Annotated in this window: 12 protein-coding genes; 9 read left to right on the forward strand and 3 right to left on the reverse strand. The window is 66.1% G+C overall.

The genetic code is table 11. The features are described from left to right. Positions 1-15: 15 nt before the first annotated feature. Both acs and DDZ17_RS11355 read left to right on the forward strand, forming a co-directional pair. The gene (gene acs / locus DDZ17_RS11350) at positions 16-1947 is read left to right on the forward strand and encodes an acetate--CoA ligase (RefSeq protein WP_116366886.1); all 1932 of its coding nucleotides are present in this window, start codon (positions 16-18) and stop codon (positions 1945-1947) included. A 67-nt stretch (positions 1948-2014) separates the two neighbouring features. Next, on the forward strand, positions 2015-3097 hold the full coding sequence (locus tag DDZ17_RS11355) for an alpha/beta hydrolase (RefSeq protein ID WP_116366888.1): 1083 nt from the start codon (positions 2015-2017) through the stop codon (positions 3095-3097). 7 nt (positions 3098-3104) lie between these two features. Here the strand turns inward: DDZ17_RS11355 and DDZ17_RS11360 are convergent, their stop codons facing one another. From DDZ17_RS11360 to DDZ17_RS11370, 3 genes are all read right to left on the reverse strand, one after another. Beyond that, positions 3105-4835 carry a sodium:solute symporter family protein gene (locus tag DDZ17_RS11360; RefSeq protein ID WP_116366890.1) on the reverse strand — a complete coding sequence of 577 codons (1731 nt, stop codon included), beginning with the start codon at positions 4833-4835 and terminating at the stop codon, positions 3105-3107. Beyond that, the gene (locus DDZ17_RS11365) at positions 4835-5107 is read right to left on the reverse strand and encodes a DUF4212 domain-containing protein (RefSeq protein ID WP_116366892.1); all 273 of its coding nucleotides are present in this window, start codon (positions 5105-5107) and stop codon (positions 4835-4837) included. Before DDZ17_RS11365 ends, DDZ17_RS11360 begins: the two co-directional genes overlap by 1 nt. Before the next feature lie 208 nt (positions 5108-5315). Continuing rightward, positions 5316-8096, reverse strand: coding sequence for an ExeM/NucH family extracellular endonuclease (locus DDZ17_RS11370; RefSeq protein ID WP_116367268.1), 2781 nt, complete (start codon positions 8094-8096; stop codon positions 5316-5318). A 297-nt stretch (positions 8097-8393) separates the two neighbouring features. Here DDZ17_RS11370 and nadN point away from each other — a divergent pair, with 297 nt between their 5' ends. From nadN to DDZ17_RS11405, 7 genes are all read left to right on the forward strand, one after another. Next, the gene (gene nadN / locus DDZ17_RS11375; RefSeq protein ID WP_116366894.1) at positions 8394-10364 is read left to right on the forward strand and encodes an NAD nucleotidase; all 1971 of its coding nucleotides are present in this window, start codon (positions 8394-8396) and stop codon (positions 10362-10364) included. 203 nt (positions 10365-10567) lie between these two features. Further along, entirely contained in the window at positions 10568-12379 is a 1812-nt protein-coding gene (locus tag DDZ17_RS11380; RefSeq protein WP_116366896.1) for a succinylglutamate desuccinylase/aspartoacylase family protein, read from the forward strand. A 113-nt stretch (positions 12380-12492) separates the two neighbouring features. Continuing rightward, entirely contained in the window at positions 12493-12984 is a 492-nt protein-coding gene (gene iscR / locus DDZ17_RS11385) for a Fe-S cluster assembly transcriptional regulator IscR (RefSeq protein WP_116366898.1), read from the forward strand. 44 nt (positions 12985-13028) lie between these two features. Further along, positions 13029-14468 (forward strand): Fe-S cluster assembly protein SufB, encoded by a 1440-nt coding sequence (gene sufB, locus DDZ17_RS11390; RefSeq protein ID WP_116366900.1) that lies wholly within the window; start codon positions 13029-13031, stop codon positions 14466-14468. 31 nt (positions 14469-14499) lie between these two features. Next, the gene (sufC, locus tag DDZ17_RS11395) at positions 14500-15246 is read left to right on the forward strand and encodes a Fe-S cluster assembly ATPase SufC (RefSeq protein WP_116366902.1); all 747 of its coding nucleotides are present in this window, start codon (positions 14500-14502) and stop codon (positions 15244-15246) included. Further along, positions 15246-16592: a Fe-S cluster assembly protein SufD gene (gene sufD, locus DDZ17_RS11400; protein ID WP_116366904.1), complete on the forward strand. Its 1347-nt coding sequence runs from the start codon at positions 15246-15248 to the stop codon at positions 16590-16592. Before sufC ends, sufD begins: the two co-directional genes overlap by 1 nt. Further along, entirely contained in the window at positions 16585-17832 is a 1248-nt protein-coding gene (locus DDZ17_RS11405; protein ID WP_116366906.1) for a cysteine desulfurase, read from the forward strand. Before sufD ends, DDZ17_RS11405 begins: the two co-directional genes overlap by 8 nt.

Below are 17832 nucleotides of genomic sequence, written 5' to 3' on the forward strand. Positions count from 1 at the left end.
ACGGATAGCCAAGCCATGTCTGAATCCCGCGTATACCCGGTTCCTGCCAGTTTTGCCGACGCCCACATCAACGCGCAGCGCTACCGCGCCATGTACGATCGCTCCATCAGTGACCCGGCCGGGTTCTGGGGCGAGCAGGCGGAGGAATTTTTGAGCTGGGACAAGCCCTGGGACACGGTGGTGAGCGCCGACCTGGCCGCCGGCAAGGCCGAGTGGTTTGCCGGCGGCAAGCTGAATGTGAGCGTGAACTGCATTGACCGCCATCTGCCCACACGCGCGCAGCAGACGGCTTTTATCTGGGAGGGGGACGACCCCGCGGACAGCAAGCACATTACCTACGCCGCTTTGCACGAAGCGGTGTGCCGCCTGGCCAATGCCCTGCGCGAGCGGGGCGTGAAGAAGGGCGACCGGGTGTGCATTTATATGCCGATGATCCCCGAGGCCGCCTACGCCATGCTGGCCTGCGCGCGCATTGGCGCCATTCACTCGGTGGTGTTCGGCGGCTTCTCGCCAGAGGCCCTGAAGGACCGCATTCTGGATTCCGACTGCCAGGCGCTGATTACCGCCGACGAGGGCCTGCGCGGCGGCAAGAAGGTGCCGCTGAAGGCCAACGCCGACACCGCCCTCGCCGCCTGCCCCAAGGTACACACTTGCCTGGTGGTTAAGCGCACCGGTGGCGAGGTGAACTGGCAGGAAGGGCGGGATGTCTGGTATCACGAGACCACCGCCGCCGCGGCCGCCGATTGCGAGCCCGAGAGCATGGACGCGGAGGACCCGCTGTTCATCCTGTATACCTCCGGCTCCACCGGCAAGCCCAAGGGCGTGCTGCACACCACCGCCGGCTATTTGCTGCAGAGCGCCATGACCTTCAAGTACACCTTTGATTACCACGAGGGCGAGGTGTACTGGTGCACCGCCGATGTGGGCTGGGTCACCGGCCACACCTACATTGTTTACGGCCCCCTGGCCAACGGCGCCACCTCGCTGATGTTTGAGGGCGTGCCCACCTACCCGGACGCGGGCCGCTGCTGGGAGGTGATCGACAAGCACCAGGTGGCCACCTTTTACACCGCTCCCACCGCCATCCGCGCCCTGCACGCGGTGGGCGATGAGCCAGTGAAGCGCTCATCCCGCGCCAGCCTGCGCCTGCTGGGCAGTGTGGGCGAGCCGATCAACCCGGAGGCCTGGGAGTGGTACTACCGGGTTGTGGGCGATTCCCGCTGCCCCATTGTGGACACCTGGTGGCAGACCGAGACCGGCGCGCAGATGATTACCCCCCTGCCCGGCGCCACCGACCTCAAGCCCGGCTCCGCGTCCTTCCCCATGTTCGGCGTGGAGCTGGCACTGCTGAACGAGGACGGCTCGGAAATCGAAGGCCCCGGCGCCGGCTACCTGGTAGTGAAGTCCAGCTGGCCCAGCCAGATTCGCACCGTGTACGGCGATCACCAGCGCCTGATTGACACCTATTTCAGCACCTACCCCGGCTACTACTTCACCGGCGACGGCGCCACCCGCGACGCCGATGGCTACTACTGGATTACCGGCCGGGTGGACGACGTGCTGAATGTGTCGGGCCACCGCATGGGCACCGCGGAAGTGGAGAGCGCCCTGGTGCTGCACGACAAGGTAGCCGAGGCGGCGGTGGTGGGCTTCCCCCACGACATCAAGGGCCAGGGCATCTACTGCTACGTTACCCTGATGGATGGCGAGGAGCCCTCGGACGCCCTGAAAAAAGAACTGGTGGACCTCTGCGTGCAGGAAATCGGCCCCATTGCCAAGCCCGACGTTATCCAGTGGGCGCCGGGCCTGCCGAAGACCCGCTCCGGCAAGATCATGCGCCGCATCCTGCGCAAAATCGCCGAGAACGAACTGGGCAGCCTGGGGGATACCTCCACCCTGGCGGACCCGAGCGTGGTGGACAGCCTGATCGAGAACCGCGCCAGCTAAACCGCCCACTGGCGCCCCGCCCCGCACTGGCCTACCTTGAAGGAGAGCTACCAGGGAGGGCGCCACCATGTTTGTGATTACCAACCGGGTCCTGCACGAGGAACGCGGCGGGCTGGAAGTGTTCGGCCACGAGCCCAACCCCAGCGGGCCCAACGAGCTGCGCCTGGTGGAGGTGACCGGCAGCACCCGCTTCACCACCACCGTGCTGGCCGACCGCCTCACCCGCGAGGAAGTTGAGGCGCTGGCCCTACAGCACCACCTGCCCATTGACCCCGACACCCCCTGGTACGCCAGCCTGCGGGTGGCCTGCGCGGTGTTCGACCAGGCCCGGCGGGAGGGCAAGCACATCCTGCTGCTGGTGCACGGCTACAACAACGACCTGCGGGATGTGTTCACCGCGGCGGTGGAACTGGAGCACCTGTACAACGTGATTGTGGTGCCCTTCTCCTGGCCCGCCAACGGCGGCGGCGCATTGAGCGGCACCCTGGCCTACAAGAACGACAAGGACGACGCCCGCTCGTCGGCCACCGCCCTGCACCGGGCGGTGGGCCTGCTGCACCGCTACCACGCCCTGCTCACTGCCGGCATTCAGGCCACGCTGCTGGAACAGGCCCGGCGCAAGCACCCCAACAGCCCGGAACAGGCCCAGGCCCTGTTCACCCGGCTGCTGGAAAAGGAGTGCAGCCTGACCCTCAACCTGCTGTGCCACAGCATGGGCAATTACCTGGCCAAGTATGCCTCCATGCCCGGCGACAGCAGCCTGCGCCAGCTGGTGTTTGACAATATCGCCCTGGTGGCGGCCGACGCCAACAACCCCGGGCACGAGCAGTGGGTGCCACGCCTGCAGTGCCGCAACCGGCTGTATGTAGTGATCAACGAAAACGACTACGCCCTGAAGTGGTCGCGGCGCAAACCCGGCGGCGAGCAGCGCGAGCGGCTGGGGCAACACACCCGCAACCTGCTGGCGCGCAATGCCAACTATGTGGATGTCACCGCCAGCCGCGGGGTGGGCGCCGATCACAGCTACTTCAAGGGCAAGCCGGTGGCGGGCAACGCCGGACTGAAGCGGATGTTCAAGCTCATGTTTGAAGGCGGCAATGCCGAGGCCGCCCTCACCTACCACGTCGACCGCAACCTCTACCGCCTGTAGCCGGGCCTCAGTGCGCCTGCGCCTCACCGGCGCCGGCCGGCAGGCGGATGGACTCCACCAGGTCCTGCACGTCTGCCGGCGGCCGGGCGGTGCAGCGAGAAACCACCATCGCCACCGCAAAGTTCACCAGCGCCCCCACCGCGCCAAAAGCATTGGGCTCAATGCCAAAAAACCAGTTGGGCGGCATGTCGCCAAGGAAGCTGGTGGAAGCGATGAACATCACCCCCTTGTGCTGGAACACATACAGCAGGGTCACGCCCAGGCCCGCCAGCATACCGGCAATGGCGCCCTCGCGGTTCACCCGCAGGGAGAAGATGCCCATCATCAGCGCCGGGAAGATGGACGAGGCCGCCAGGCCGAAGGCCAGCGCCACGGTGCCAGCGGCAAAGCCCGGCGGGTTGAGGCCGAGATAGCCCGCGCCCAGCACCGCCAGTGCCATGGTGATGCGGCTGGCCAGCAGTTCGGCGCGCTCGGAGATGCCGGGGGCGATCATGCCCTTGAGCAGATCGTGGGAGATGGCCGAGGCAATTGCCAGCAGCAGCCCCGCCGCGGTGGACAGGGCCGCCGCCAGCCCGCCGGCGGCCACCAGGGCAATCATCCAGTTGGGCAGGCGGGCAATTTCCGGGTTGGCCAGCACCATGATGTCGTTGTCCACAGTCACCATTTCGTTGCTGGCGGCATCGGCGCTGTACTGGATGCGGCCGTCGCCGTTTTTGTCCTCAAAGGCCAGCAGGCCGGTTTTTTCCCAGTTGCGAAACCACTGGGGCCGCTCCTCGTAGGCCAGGTACTGGCCCGGCGCCGGCTCAATGGTCTGGTTGAAGTTGAGCCGCGCCATGCCGGCCACCGCCGGCGCGGTGGTGTAGAGGATGGCAATGAACAGCAGGGCCCAGCCCGCCGAGCTGCGCGCACCCTGCACCGAGGGCACGGTAAAAAAGCGGATGATCACATGGGGCAGCCCGGCGGTGCCGATCATCAGCGACAGGGTGTAGGCGAACATATTGAGGGTGCTGAGGCGGGCTGAGGTGGTGTACTGGTCGAACCCGAGGTCGGTGACAATCAGATCCAGCCTATCCAGCAGCCAGGTGTCGGTGCCGGCAATTTTGCTGCCCAGCCCCAGCTGGGGGATGGGATTGTTGGTCAGTTGCAGGCTGATAAAAATCGCCGGAATGGTAAAGGCGGTGATCAGCACGCAGTACTGGGCGATCTGGGTGTAGGTGATGCCCTTCATGCCCCCCAGCACCGAGTAGCAGAACACAATGGCCATGCCCACCAGCAGGCCGGTTTCGTAGTCCACTTCCAAAAAGCGGGAAAAGGCCACCCCCACACCTTTCATCTGGCCAATCACATAGGTGACTGAGCAGATGATCAGGCACAACACCGCCACCGCCCGGGCGCTGCGGGAATAGTAACGGTCGCCAATAAACTCCGGCACGGTGAACTTGCCGTACTTGCGCAGGTAGGGCGCCAGCAGCATGGCCAGCAGCACGAAGCCGCCGGTCCAGCCCATCAAAAACACCGAGCCGCCGTAGCCCATGAAGGCGATCATGCCGGCCATGGAGATGAAGGACGCCGCCGACATCCAGTCCGCCGCGGTGGCCATGCCGTTGGCCACGGGCCCCACGCCGCCGCCGGCCACGTAGAACTCGCGGGTGGAGCCGGCCCGGGACCACAGGGCAATGCCGATATAAAGCACGAAGGTGGCGCCCACCACCAGGTAGGACAGGGTGCGTAAATCCATCAGCGCTCGTCTCCGTGCACGCCGAATTCACGATCCAGCGCCGCCATGCGCCGGGCGTAGTAGAAAATCAGCGCCACGAAAACGTAGATGGAGCCCTGCTGGGCAAACCAGAAGCCCAGTTTGTAGCCGCCCAGGCGAATCTGGTTGAGCGGCTCCACCAGCAGGATGCCGCAGCCGTAGCTGACGGCGAACCACACCAGCAACAGCTTGCACATAAGGGACAGGTTGCGGCGCCAGTACTGGTGCGCCTGCTGCCGGGTGAGCCTCGGCATAGTCTTCTCCTGACGGTTCTTATTGTGTGGGCCGCGCCCGGTGGCGCGGCCCGTGGGTCAGGCGATGGTAGCAGAGGCCCGGACGGGCCGTGAAGCCGGCGCAGCCGGCAACCGGGGCTTTGGCGGCAATGGCTTTGGCGGCAAAGGCATTGGCGGCAAAGGGCTTAGCGGCAAAGCTTCAGCGACAAAGGCTTCAGCAACAGAGCCCCTAGCAGCCCAGGCGCGCGCCAAGGGTGCGCAACTGGCCGTTCAGCGCCCCCACGGCGGGGCCTTCTATCCAGTCCCTGGGGCGGCTTTGGCCGTCGCTGAGCCGGTCCGCCCAGTCCAGCTTGCGGCACAAGGCCCGCTGGTGGCCGTGCTGCTCCAGGTGCTCGGCCACCTTGAGCCCGCCAATGAACAGGGCCAGGCGAATGTGGCTGGCCCAGCTGTTGGCCGTAATGCCGCCGGAGCGTATAGCGCTGGCAAGGTCGGCAAGAATGCCGGTCACGCTCACGCTGGCGGCATCCAGTTGCAGGCCCACCAGCAGGGGGTCGTGGTCGGAGTTGCGGGTGGCGGTGGTGGCATCGAAGTAGGCGGCGCTGCGGCCGTAGTCCAGGTTGTAATCCAGCGCGTCGGCCTCGTCGGCGTTGATGTGCCAGAGGTGCGCCCCGGTCATGGCCTGGGCCAGGGCATCGCTCAGCAGGATGTAGTCGAGGGTGCCCACCTGCCCGTCAAAGACGTAGGAGTAATCGGCCGGCGACTCCACATTCACGTAGCCCTGCTGCAGCAGGCTTTGCAGGGGCGGCTCCATGGCATAGGCGTTGAAGTCCCCCAGCAGGGCAATGTTCTCGCTGGCCACGCCGGTGGGGGCGGTGTCCAGCCAGGCGGTGAGCGCCCGGGCGGCCAGCTGCCGGCGCGCGTTCCAGAAGCCGGCGCCGTCCTGCTGGTCGTAGTTGGGGCTGGCGGTGTCTTCCAGGCCCGAGCTGCCCTTGGACTTGAAGTGGTTCACCGCCACGATCAGCACCTCGCCGGAGTCGATATGCTCGAAGCTGGCGGCCAGGGGCACGCGGTTGGTGGCCTCGCCCTCGAAGATCGGGTCGGCGTCAAAGTCGTGCCCGGCAAAGGCGTCCAGGGTCGCCGCGGCGGCGTCGGTGAGCAGGGCCGGCTGGGCCCCGGGCGCCGGTCGCAGTACAGCTGGCTTGTAAATCAGCGCGGTGGCAATGGCATCGCCGCCGACAAAGGCGCTGCCCGGGTAGACGTAGTCGTACACCGCCTCCCCCAGCCGCGCATTGATGGCGTTCACCAGCACTTCAACGGCGGTGGAGCCGTCGTTACTGGGGTCGAAGTGGTTTTCAATCTCCACCAGGCCGAGCAGGTCTGCATCCAGCGCGACAATGGCGTTCACCGTTTTGGCCAGCTGGCGCTCCAGCTCGGCGGCGCTGTTGGCCCCGCGCGGCTCATGGCCCAGGGCGGTGGTGCTGTTGCCGTCATCCAGGGTGGTGAAAAAGTTGAGCACGTTGAGCGAAGCCAGCGACAGGTTGCCCCCCACGCCCTCCGCTTGCAGGGGCCGCGGGTTTACGCTGGTGAAAGCGTTGCTGCCGTCGATGTGGCTGCGCAGGCGCCAGGTGGCGCCAGAGGCGGCATTGCCCGCCCATTTGTAATCCAGCACGCCGGTGGGCGAGGCCACCATGTCGCCCATGCGCGGCGCGGTCAGTTCGCGGTAGCCGGCCAGGCCATCGGTGGCCTCCACCGGGGCGTTCTGTACGTTCAGGCCATCGTCGTACACGATCTGGCGCGCGCCCAGGGCCTGCAGGTGGGCGTCCAGCCCGGCGGCATCGGGGGCCGAACGCTGGGTGAACTGGAAGGGGCGCTCACCCGCCACCAGGCGCATTTCGTTGAAGCGGTCCAGTTGGTATTGCTCGGTCACCGTCAGGTTGCCGTCCACCCGCACCAGCATGCCCTCCCAGGCTTCCAGGTCTGGCTGGTAGCTGTTGCTCTGGGCGCGGCTGGTGGCAGCGGCGGGCAGGGTGATGCGCGCCACAGCCACCTGGTCAAGCTGGTTGCTATCCAGCACCTCCACCGCCACCACGTTGCCCAGCTGGGTTTCGCCAAAGTACTGGCTCACCGTGCCGTGCACGCGCACCCGGTCGCCCAGCTGCACGTCGGCGCCAACACCCCGGTCGTACACAAACAGCCCTTCCGAGGAGGCCGGGTCGCCGTCTTCGTCGCTGGCCTCTTCCTGCAGGAAGAAGCCGGACAGGTCGCGGGCCGCGTCGGCATCGCCGTCCTGGAAGTCGCCCACCACAATGGCCTCGACGATAACCGGCTGGTCGATGAGCGGGCTGACATCGGTATCGCCAAAGGCGTTGCCAAGCTGGCTGGCGGGGGTGCCCTGAATGGCGGAAATCAGCTGCAACTGATGGGGCAGTGGCTCGCCGCCGTCGCCGCCATCACCACTGCCAGACAGCGGCACCGGGCTGGCGGCGCTGGCGTTGGCCAGGGCACCGTCCAGGGCGTTGGCGCCGCTGAACTGCCAGTCGCTAAGATCGAAGGTGGCCGAGGGACCGGCGCGGCCGATACGTGCGGCCCAGCCGTCCACATGGTCCCAGGGCTCGCCGCTGCCATCGACGTTGATGTCGCCAAACAGGTCGATCACCTGGCCGTTGTGGAACAGCTCGATGGCATCGTCGCCATTGATGGCCATTGCCCCGCTGGTGTAGTGGGGCGCCATGCCGAAGAAGGCGGTAAAACCGTCCTCTTCCGAGGCGATGTACAGGTAGTCACCGGCGCTGGCGCTGCCGGCGGGAAAGGTGAATTCCTCGCCGTCGCTGCCGCCACCGTTGTTGGCGGAGCCCAGGCCATAGGCGCTCAAATCGGCAATGTCCTCGGTCACGTAGACCTCAACGCCCTTGGGCACGCCGCCGCTCAGGGGGCCATCGAACACGGCGGTAATCATCATTCCGGCCTCGGCGCCACAGGCGGTAAGGCCCAGCAGGGTTCCAGCAAGCATCAGCGGTTTCATAAGCAGCAGGCAGTTCCACTCAGGTTGGGCGCGCGGGCGCGCGCAGGGGGCAGGGCCGCCGGGCGGCGTTGCCGTTGGAGTGCCCAGTGCAACAGAACAGGATGACAACCCTGTGCCGGTTTCGTGTCGGCGGCGCGACAGTTTTTTGACAGGCGGCCTTGCGCAAAACGTCATCGGAACGTCATACCCCGTTCACACAATCAACACGGTGGACTCTTACCCTCGAAGTAGTGCGCAAGCGCCTGTTACAGCCAACCACAACAACGCAACGAGGGAAGGGAAGAGATGATGCACCGTCTGTCACGGGCCGTCACCACGGCCGCGCTGGGAAGCCTGCTGCTGATAGCGGGCTGCTCCGACAGCAGCGACCGGGTTGATGCCCCCACCGAGCCGGAAGTGCCCGAGGTGCCGGTAGAGCCAGAGCCGGAACCCGGCGGCCAGCCGATCGACCTTACCCTGCTGCACCTGAACGACCATCACTCCCACATTGTGGCCGAGCGCTTCGACTTTGACACCAGCGGCCTGAACCTGGCCACCACCACCGCCAGCGGCGCGGCGGTGGCCGAGGTGGAAGTCACCTACGGCGGCTTTCCCATGCTGGTCACCCTGTTCAACACCCTGGCCGCCAACGCCGAACACGTGATCAAGCTGCACGCCGGCGATGCGGTAACGGGCACCCTGTACTACAGCCTGTTTAACGGCCGCGCCGACGCCGAGGTGATGAACCAGGTGTGCTTCGACGCTTTTGCCCTGGGCAACCACGAATTTGACGATGGCGACGCGGGCCTGGCCAACTTCCTGGACTTCCTCAACAGCGGCGCCTGCGCCACCCCCACGCTGGCCGCCAACGTGGTGCCGGGGCCGGATTCGGCCATCGCCGAGGGTTACATTGCGCCCTACACCATTGTGGAACGCGGCGGCGAGCAGATCGGCATCATCGGCATTGATGTTGCGGGCAAAACCAAGAACTCCTCCCAGCCCGACGCGGGCACCGAGTTCCTCGATGAGACCGAAACCGCCCAGCAGTACATCGACGAGCTGACCGGCATGGGCGTGAACAAGATCGTGCTGCTGACCCACTACGGTTACCAGGCCGACGTGACCCTGGCCCAGAACCTGACCGGGGTGGATGTGATTGTGGGCGGCGACTCCCACTCCCTGCTGGGGGATGACACCTTTGCCACCCTCGGCTTTAACCCGGTGGGCGAGTACCCCACGGTGACCGCCGATGCCGACGGCAACACCGTGTGCGTGGTGCAGGCCTGGGAATACGGCCACCTGCTGGGGCAGCTGGACGTGCGCTTTGATGCTAACGGCGTAGTCACCGGCTGCAGCGGCATGCCGGTGATGCCCATTGCCGACAGCTTCAGCTACGCCTTCAACGACGACGAAAGCCGCACCCTGGATGGCAACGATGCAATTGCCGTGCGCAACGCTCTGGAGGCCGAGGACGAAATTGCCGTCACGGCGGAAGACGCCACCACCGTGCAGCTGCTGGCGGGCTTTAATGAAGAGGTTGAGGTGCTGGAGCAGACCCTCATCGGCAGCGTGGCCGAGGACATCTGCCTGGAGCGCTTCCCCAATGAGGGCCGCTCGTCGGTGTGCGACATCAGCGTCACCTACAACCAGGGCAGCGACATTTCCAACATCGTCGCCAAGGCCTTTATGACCGTTACCCCCACCGCCGACATTGGCATCCAGAACGGCGGCGGCGTGCGGGTGGATGTGGCCGCCGGCGACTTCACCATTGCCGATGCCTTCACCCTGCTGCCCTTCTCCAACACCCTGGTAACGCTGCAGATGACCGGGCAGGAAGTGATCAACGTGCTGGAAGACGCCCTGGCCAATGCCCTGGATGCGGGCGGTTCCACCGGCTCCTACCCTTATGCATCGGGCCTGCGCTACGCGGTGGATGCCTCCCAGCCCTTTGGCTCGCGCATCAGCAACGTGGAAGTGAACCCCCGGGTGGCCGGCAGCTGGGCGCCTATTGATGTGGCGGCGGTGTACAGCGTGGTCACCAACGACTTCATTGCCTCCGGCCAGGACGGCTACGACACTTTTGGCCCCATCTTCGACGCCGGCAACTACGAGGACACCTTCACCGAATACGCCCAGGGCTTTATCGACTACGTGGAGCAGCTGACGGCACAGGGCCTGCCGCTGTCGAAACTGCCATTGGATGAGTATTCCACACAGTCCTACATCGGCAGCGACGGCTGCGACCACAGCACCAGCAACGACTGCGCGGGCTTCTGAGTCGCCTGAGTCGCCATCGGGCCGCCGCCCCCGGGCGGCGGCCAGTTTCCCCAACTTCCTCACAATTTCAGACAAATCCGCCTATTTGCAGGCCCTGACGCCGGCCGGTGGTTGGCTGGTGGCGGTGCCGGGCGTTAAGCTACGCCCTGCAACGGATGTTTCGCCAGTGCCGACGCTGGTGAAGAGGAGACCCCGAAACCAACATGGCACCACCTCGCCCCATCGCGCTTGCCGCCGCCCTGACACTGCTGTGGGCGACGAACCCGGGCCACACCGCAGACGATACCCCTATCCACCCTGGCGCGCCGAGCGCCTCTGCCGCCGGCGACAGCACGGCGGCACAAGCCACGCTCCCCAACCAAGACGCTCTCCCCGGCAAGGACAGCCCCCCCACCGAGGGCGCGGACAGTGGCGAAGCCCCCAGCGAGGCCACTGACAGCAGCAGCGAGGACGGCAACAACAGCGGCCAGCCCATGCCGCGCGCAGAGAATGTCGACCTGAACGAGCCGGTGACGGCCGCCGAAGAGGACGCGGCAGCGGCCCTGGAAGAAATCAGCCCGGCATCAGCACAGGCACCTGCCATCAGCAATACCGAACTGAAGGCCCCGGTCACGCCGCAAGATGCCGCGACCGAGGCAACCCCCGAGGACCCACCGCCCGCCATTGAGCTGGCGCCGCCACCTGACCCGAATGCCCCCGGCGCCGCAACCGCCGTCGAAGAGCGGGCCACCACCCCAGCCCCCTTTGTACTGCTGGGCACGGAGGTGCCCCCCGGCACCGCCACCCGCCTGTCCTGGGCGCCCAGCCAGTCCTTCGAGGGCATCTACAGCGCCACCCCGGTGCTGGTGGTGAACGGGGCAGAGCCCGGCCCGGTGCTGTGCCTGACCGCCGCCGTTCACGGCGACGAGCTGAACGGCGTGGAAACCGTGCGCCGGGTGCTCTACAACCTGGACGCGCAAAAACTGAACGGCACCGTGGTGGGGGTGCCCATCGTCAACCTGCAGGGCTTTCACCGCAGCTCTCGCTACCTGAGCGACCGCCGGGACCTCAACCGCTATTTTCCCGGCGACCCGGGCGGCAGCTCCGCCTCGCGCATTGCCTATTCGTTTTTCCATGAGATCGTCCAGCACTGCAGCGCCGTGGTGGACCTGCACACCGGCTCCTTCTACCGCACCAACCTGCCCCAGCTGCGCGGCGACCTCACCAACCCCCAGGTGGTGAAGATCACCGAGAGTTTCGGCTCCACCGTGGTGCTGCACAGCGACGGCGCCGAGGGCACCCTGCGCCGGGCGGCGGTGGAAGCGGGCATTCCTGCCGTCACCCTGGAAGCCGGGGCGCCGATGGTGCTGAGCGAAGACAACGTGGCCCACAGCGTGAAGGGCATCCGCACCCTGCTCAACCACCTGGGCATGGTGAGCAAGTTCCGCCTGTGGGGCGACCCGGAGCCGGTGTACTACAACTCCACCTGGCAGCGCGCGCCGGAGGGCGGGGTGGTGTTCAGCAAGGTGAGCCTGGGCCAGACGGTGCGCAAGGGCGACCTGCTGGGCACGGTCACCAACCCCATCACCAATGTGCGCACCGAAATTCGCTCCAGCTACGACGGCCGCATCCTCGGCATGGCCCTGAACCAGGTGGTGCAGCCGGGGTTTGCCACCCACCACATCGGCATTCAGGCGCCCGAGGAGCAGATCAGCCCGCCGGAGGATGTCGAAGTGCCCGCCGAGGCGAGCGCCGCGCCGGACCCGAACCAGCCCCCCGCCAGCGGGGAAGCACCGGCTGCCGAGAACACCAGCGCCGATGCCAGGCCCGCGCCAGCACCCAGCGCTGCTGCCGCGGCCGGGGCCGCAGCTGGCACCCAGGGCAAGGCCGCGCAGCCGGCAGCCGCCGCAACCGCCAAAACCCGGCCCGCCAGCGAGCCCGAGACGGCCAGCCCCCCGCTGGATAACGCCGAGGACGAGGATTTTGAAGCCCAGCCCCGGCCCCTGGACGAGGATGAGGACGACCGCTCGGAATAGGGAATTTGCCCGCTGCCAATACCTGACTGTTGCCCGGGGTTTTATAGTCGACTAAAATAGTCGGGTATGACACACCTCGACTCACAGCCCGCGCCTACAGGCGCGTTTTTTTCGTGCGCCTAACCACCCGCGGCCGCTATGCGGTCACGTCCATGTTGGACCTGGCGCTGCACCAGGGCGAGGGGCCCATTCCCCTGGCGGGTATTTCCGCGCGCCAGGATATTTCCCTGTCCTACCTGGAGCAGCTGTTTTCCCAGCTCCGGCGCGGCGGCCTGGTGCGCAGCGTGCGCGGCCCCGGCGGTGGCTACCACCTGGGCAAGTCCGCCAGCGACATCAGCGTGGCGGAGGTGATCGAGGCGGTCAACGAGAGCACCGACGCCACCCGCTGTCAGGGCAAGGGCGACTGCCAGAAGGGCAGCACCTGCCTCACCCACCACCTGTGGATGAACCTCAGCGACCAGATCCACGCATTCCTTGAGGGCATCTCCCTCAACGATCTGGTGGAACGACAGGAAATCAGGGTGATCGCCCTGGAACAGGAGGCCCGGGTGGCTGCCTCCGACACCCCCCAGGCGGACATCATTGCCGAATTGGGAAAGGCCTAGCGCCGCCCCCGCGGACAGGCAGTACACAGACAGGTCAACACACTATGTCGCAGCAACAGATAGATCGCGCCATCTCGAAAGAGTATGCCGCGGGCTTCACGACCAACATTGAGTCGGACACCCTGCCCCCCGGCCTCAACGAGGACGTGATCCGCTTTATTTCCCAGCGCAAGGACGAGCCCGAGTGGCTGCTCGAGTGGCGCCTGGAGGCCTACCGCGACTGGCTGCAGATGCGTGAACCGAGCTGGGCCCATGTGAATTACCCGCCGGTCAGATTCAACGAGATCTCCTATTTCTCCTCGCCCAAGGCCCTGAAGGATCGCCCCAAGAGCCTGGACGAGGTGGACCCAGAGCTGATCGAGACCTACAACAAGCTGGGCATTCCCCTGCACGAGCAGGAGGCGCTGGCCGGAGTGGCGGTGGACGCGGTGTTCGACTCCGTGTCAGTCACCACCACCTTCCGCGAGAAGCTGGCCGAGGCCGGGGTGATTTTCTGCTCTATTTCCGAGGCGGTGAAGGAATACCCGGACCTGGTGCGCAAGTACCTGGGCAGCGTGGTGCCGCGCAAGGACAACTTCTACGCCGCCCTCAACAGCGCGGTATACAGCGACGGCTCCTTTGTCTACATCCCCAAGGGCGTGCGCTGCCCGATGGAGCTGTCCACCTACTTCCGCATCAACGAACAGAACACCGGCCAGTTCGAGCGCACCCTGATCATCGCCGACGAGGGCAGCCACGTGAGCTACCTCGAAGGCTGCACCGCGCCGATGCGCGACGAGAACCAGCTGCACGCAGCGGTGGTGGAGCTGGTGGCCCTGGACGGCGCCGAGATCAAGTACTCCACGGTGCAGAACTGGTACCCCGGCGATGCCGAGGGCAAGGGCGGCATCTACAACTTTGTGACCAAGCGCGGCGTGGCCCACCGCGACGCCAAGATCAGCTGGACCCAGGTGGAAACCGGCTCCGCCATCACCTGGAAGTACCCCAGCTGCATCCTGCGCGGCGACAACAGCGTGGGCGAGTTCTACTCGGTGGCCCTCACCAACAACGCCCAGCAGGCCGACACCGGCACCAAGATGATCCACCTGGGCAAGAACACCCGCTCCACCATCATTTCCAAGGGCATTTCCGCCGGCAAAAGCTCCAACGCCTACCGCGGCCTGGTGCGCATGAGCCCGCGGGCCGAGGGCGCGCGCAACTACACCCAGTGCGATTCCCTGCTGATCGGCGACCAATGCGCCGCCCACACCTTCCCCTACATCGAGAGCCGCAACCCCAGCGCGGTGGTGGAGCACGAGGCCACCACCTCCAAAGTGAGCGACGACCAACTCTACCTCTGCCAGCAGCGCGGCCTGGACGCGGAAAAAGCCGTGTCCATGATCGTCAACGGTTTCTGCAAGGAAGTGTTCCGCGAGCTGCCGATGGAGTTCGCGATGGAGGCAGGCAAGTTGCTGGAAGTGAGCCTGGAAGGCTCGGTGGGCTAGGCCCGAACGGAATTTTGAGAGAGAACGACAGATGCTGAAAATCGACAACCTCCACGCCCGGGTGGACGACAAGGACATCCTCAAGGGCCTCAACCTGGCCATCAAGCCCGGCGAAGTACACGCCATCATGGGCCCCAACGGCTCCGGCAAGAGCACCCTTGGCCACGTGCTGGCGGGCCGCCCCGGCTACGCCGTCACCGCCGGCAGCGCCACCCTGCTGGGCCAGGACATCCTCGACATGGAGACTGAAGAGCGCGCCCACCTGGGCCTGTTCCTGGCCTACCAGTACCCGGTGGAAATCCCGGGCGTGTCCAACATGGAATTCCTCAAGGCCTCGGTGGATGCGGTGCGCGAAGCCCGCGGCCAGGAGGCCATCAGCAGCGTGGACTTCATGAAGCAGGCCCGCGAGTGCTGTAAAACCGTGGATCTGGATCAGAGCTTCCTCAAGCGCGGCGTGAACGAAGGCTTCTCCGGCGGCGAGAAAAAGCGCAACGAACTGATGCAGATGATGCTGCTGGAACCCAAGCTGTGCATCATGGACGAGACCGACTCGGGCCTGGACATCGACGCCCTGCAGGTGGTTGCCAACGGCGTGAACGCCATGCGTAACGCCGAGCGCTCCTTCATTCTGGTAACCCACTACCAGCGCCTGCTCAACTACATTGAGCCAGACTACGTTCACGTGCTGGCTGGCGGGCGCATCATCAAGTCTGGCGACAAGTCCCTGGCCCTGGAGCTGGAGGAAAAAGGCTACGCCTGGCTGGAGGACGCCGCCTGATGACCGACTTCATGCAACAGCCGCTGACCGTCGCCGCAGAAACAGCGCCGGCCTGGCTGGCGCAGGTGCTGGAGCGCGGCCGCCAGCAGTGGCGCGACAGCGCCCTGCCCAACCGCAAAACCGAGGCCTGGAAGTACAACAACCTGCAGGCGCTGCAGCAGCCCTTTGTGGCGGTGGATCGCCACGCAGCCCCCCAGCTCGGCAACATCCGCTACCCACAGCTGCCCGGCAGCACCCTGGTGTTTGCCGACGGCCTGTACCGGGAAGAGCTGTCGAAGATCGACCTGCCCGCGGGCGCCCGCCTGCTGCGCTTCAGCGAGGCCGACGAGGCCAGCGCCGCCCACATCGCCGAACGGCTCGGCAGCGCCATCAACCGCAGCCAGCACCGCTTTGCCGCCCTGAACGAGGCCACCCTCACCGATGGCGTGTTCCTGCAGGTGGATGCCAACACCGTGCTGGAACAGCCGGTGCACCTGGTGTGGCTGACCAGCGGGCAGATGGAGGCGGTATCGGTCAACCAGCGCCTGCTGGTGCAACTGGGCGCCAACAGCCAGGCCAGCGTGGTGGAAACCTTCAGCAACGCCAACACCGGCGGCACCGCCTTTACCAACGGCATCAGCGAACTGCTGCTGGGCGAGGGCGCGCGCCTGGACCACTACCGCCTGCAATTGGAGCAGGGCGAGTCGGCCCACATCGGCGGCGTGCACGCGGCCATCGACGCCAACAGCACCCTGAACAGCTTCCACCTGGCCCTGGGCAGCCGCCTCAAGCGTATCGACCTGGTGGTGGAACACCGCGGCCAGGGCGCCCACTGCGAACTGAACGGCATCTACCTGCCGCGGGGCGAGGAGCAGGTGGACTACCACACCTGCATTGAACACGCGGTGCCCCACTGCACCAGCTCGGAAACCTTCCGCGGCATTGTCAGCGACGAGGCCTGCGCCATTTTCAACGGCCGCATCCACATTCACCCGAACGCCCAGAAAACCCGCGCCGAGCTGTCCAACAAGAACCTGCTCACCAGCAACCGGGCCGAGGTAAACACCAAGCCGGAGCTGGAGATTTACGCCGACGACGTGCAGTGCGCCCACGGCGCCACCGTCGCGCAGATGGACCCGCTGACCCTGCACTACCTGCGCACCCGCGGCGTGCCCAAGGACGAGGCCGAGGTGATGATCAGCTACGGCTTTATCAACGAGCTGGTGGACGGCGTGCGCAACAAGGCCCTGCGCGACTACCTCAAGCCCCTGCTGGCGCGACGCTTTGCCCGCAACGACAAGCTCACTCGGCACATCTTGGAAGAAGAGAGCTTGGAACAAGAGAGCCTGGAAGGCGGCCATGAGTAAGGCCCAAGCCATCGCCCCGGCGGCCTTCGACGCCACCGCCCTGCGCGCCGACTTCCCCATCCTGCAGCAGGAAGTGAACGGCCACCCGCTGGTGTACCTGGACAACGCCGCCACCACGCAAAAGCCCGAGGTGGTGATAGAGGCCGTTGCCAACTACTACCGCCGCGACAACGCCAACGTACATCGCGGCGCCCACGCCCTGTCGGACCGCGCCACCGGCGCCTTCGAACAGGCGCGGGAGACCGTGGCCCGCTTCATCAACAGCCCGGCGGCGCGGCAGGTGATCTGGGTGCGCGGCACCACCGAGGCCATCAACCTGGTGGCACACAGCTGGGGCCGCGCCAACCTCGGCCCCGGCGACCGGGTGCTCGTGTCCTACCTGGAGCACCATTCCGACATCGTGCCCTGGCAGTTGGTGTGCGCCGCCACCGGAGCCGAAGTGGTAGCCATCCCGATTCTTGAATCCGGCGATATCGACATGGCCGCGCTGGACGACCTGCTGGATGAGCGGGTCAAGCTGGTGGCGGTGAACCACGTGTCCAACGCCCTCGGCACCGTGAACCCGGTGCGGGAGATTGCCGCCAAAGCCCATGCGGTGGGCGCCAGAATACTGGTGGACGGGGCCCAGGCCACCGCCCACTTCAAAGTTGACGTGCAGGCCCTGGACTGCGACTTTTACGCCTTCTCCGGCCACAAGCTCTACGGCCCCACCGGTATCGGCGCCCTGTGGGGGCGCGAGGAACTGCTGGAGGCCATGCCGCCCTTCCTGGGCGGCGGCGAAATGATCGAGACAGTCAGCTTTGCCGGCACCACCTTCAACACCCTGCCCTTTAAATTCGAGGCCGGCACCCCCAATATCGCCGACGCCATCGGCCTGGCGGCGGCCATCGACTACCTGGGCGGCATCGACATGGCCGCGGCCGCGGCCCACGAGCGCGCGCTGCTGGCCCAGTCGCTGGCGTTGGCAACATCGGTGGAGGGCCTGCGCCGCATCGGCGCGCCTCAGGAGGCGGTGGGCATCTTCAGCTTTGTGCTCGACGGTGTGCACCCGTCGGACCTTGGCATGCTGCTGGACCAGCAGGGCATTGCCGTGCGCACCGGCCACCACTGCACCCAGCCGCTGATGGATCACTACCAGGTGCCCGGCACCGTGCGCGCCTCCTACGCCCTGTACAACACGGCGCAGGATGTGGAGCGGCTGTTTGAGGGCATTCACAAAGCCGTACGGCTTTTTCGTTAG

Origin of the sequence: Parahaliea mediterranea (assembly GCF_003402235.1) — a bacterium.
GTDB lineage: Bacteria > Pseudomonadota > Gammaproteobacteria > Pseudomonadales > Halieaceae > Parahaliea > Parahaliea mediterranea.

What these genes read in the sequence shown, in the direction of transcription:
- acs (WP_116366886.1), top strand. Translation starts at nt 16, where the DNA reads ATGTCTGAATCCCGCGTATACCCGGTTCCTGCCAGTTTTGCCGACGCC.
- DDZ17_RS11355 (WP_116366888.1), top strand. Translation starts at nt 2,015, where the DNA reads ATGTTTGTGATTACCAACCGGGTCCTGCACGAGGAACGCGGCGGGCTG.
- DDZ17_RS11360 (WP_116366890.1), bottom strand. Translation starts at nt 4,835, where the DNA reads ATGGATTTACGCACCCTGTCCTACCTGGTGGTGGGCGCCACCTTCGTG.
- DDZ17_RS11365 (WP_116366892.1), bottom strand. Translation starts at nt 5,107, where the DNA reads ATGCCGAGGCTCACCCGGCAGCAGGCGCACCAGTACTGGCGCCGCAAC.
- DDZ17_RS11370 (WP_116367268.1), bottom strand. Translation starts at nt 8,096, where the DNA reads ATGCTTGCTGGAACCCTGCTGGGCCTTACCGCCTGTGGCGCCGAGGCC.
- nadN (WP_116366894.1), top strand. Translation starts at nt 8,394, where the DNA reads ATGATGCACCGTCTGTCACGGGCCGTCACCACGGCCGCGCTGGGAAGC.
- DDZ17_RS11380 (WP_116366896.1), top strand. Translation starts at nt 10,568, where the DNA reads ATGGCACCACCTCGCCCCATCGCGCTTGCCGCCGCCCTGACACTGCTG.
- sufB (WP_116366900.1), top strand. Translation starts at nt 13,029, where the DNA reads ATGTCGCAGCAACAGATAGATCGCGCCATCTCGAAAGAGTATGCCGCG.
- sufC (WP_116366902.1), top strand. Translation starts at nt 14,500, where the DNA reads ATGCTGAAAATCGACAACCTCCACGCCCGGGTGGACGACAAGGACATC.
- sufD (WP_116366904.1), top strand. Translation starts at nt 15,246, where the DNA reads ATGACCGACTTCATGCAACAGCCGCTGACCGTCGCCGCAGAAACAGCG.
- DDZ17_RS11405 (WP_116366906.1), top strand. Translation starts at nt 16,585, where the DNA reads ATGAGTAAGGCCCAAGCCATCGCCCCGGCGGCCTTCGACGCCACCGCC.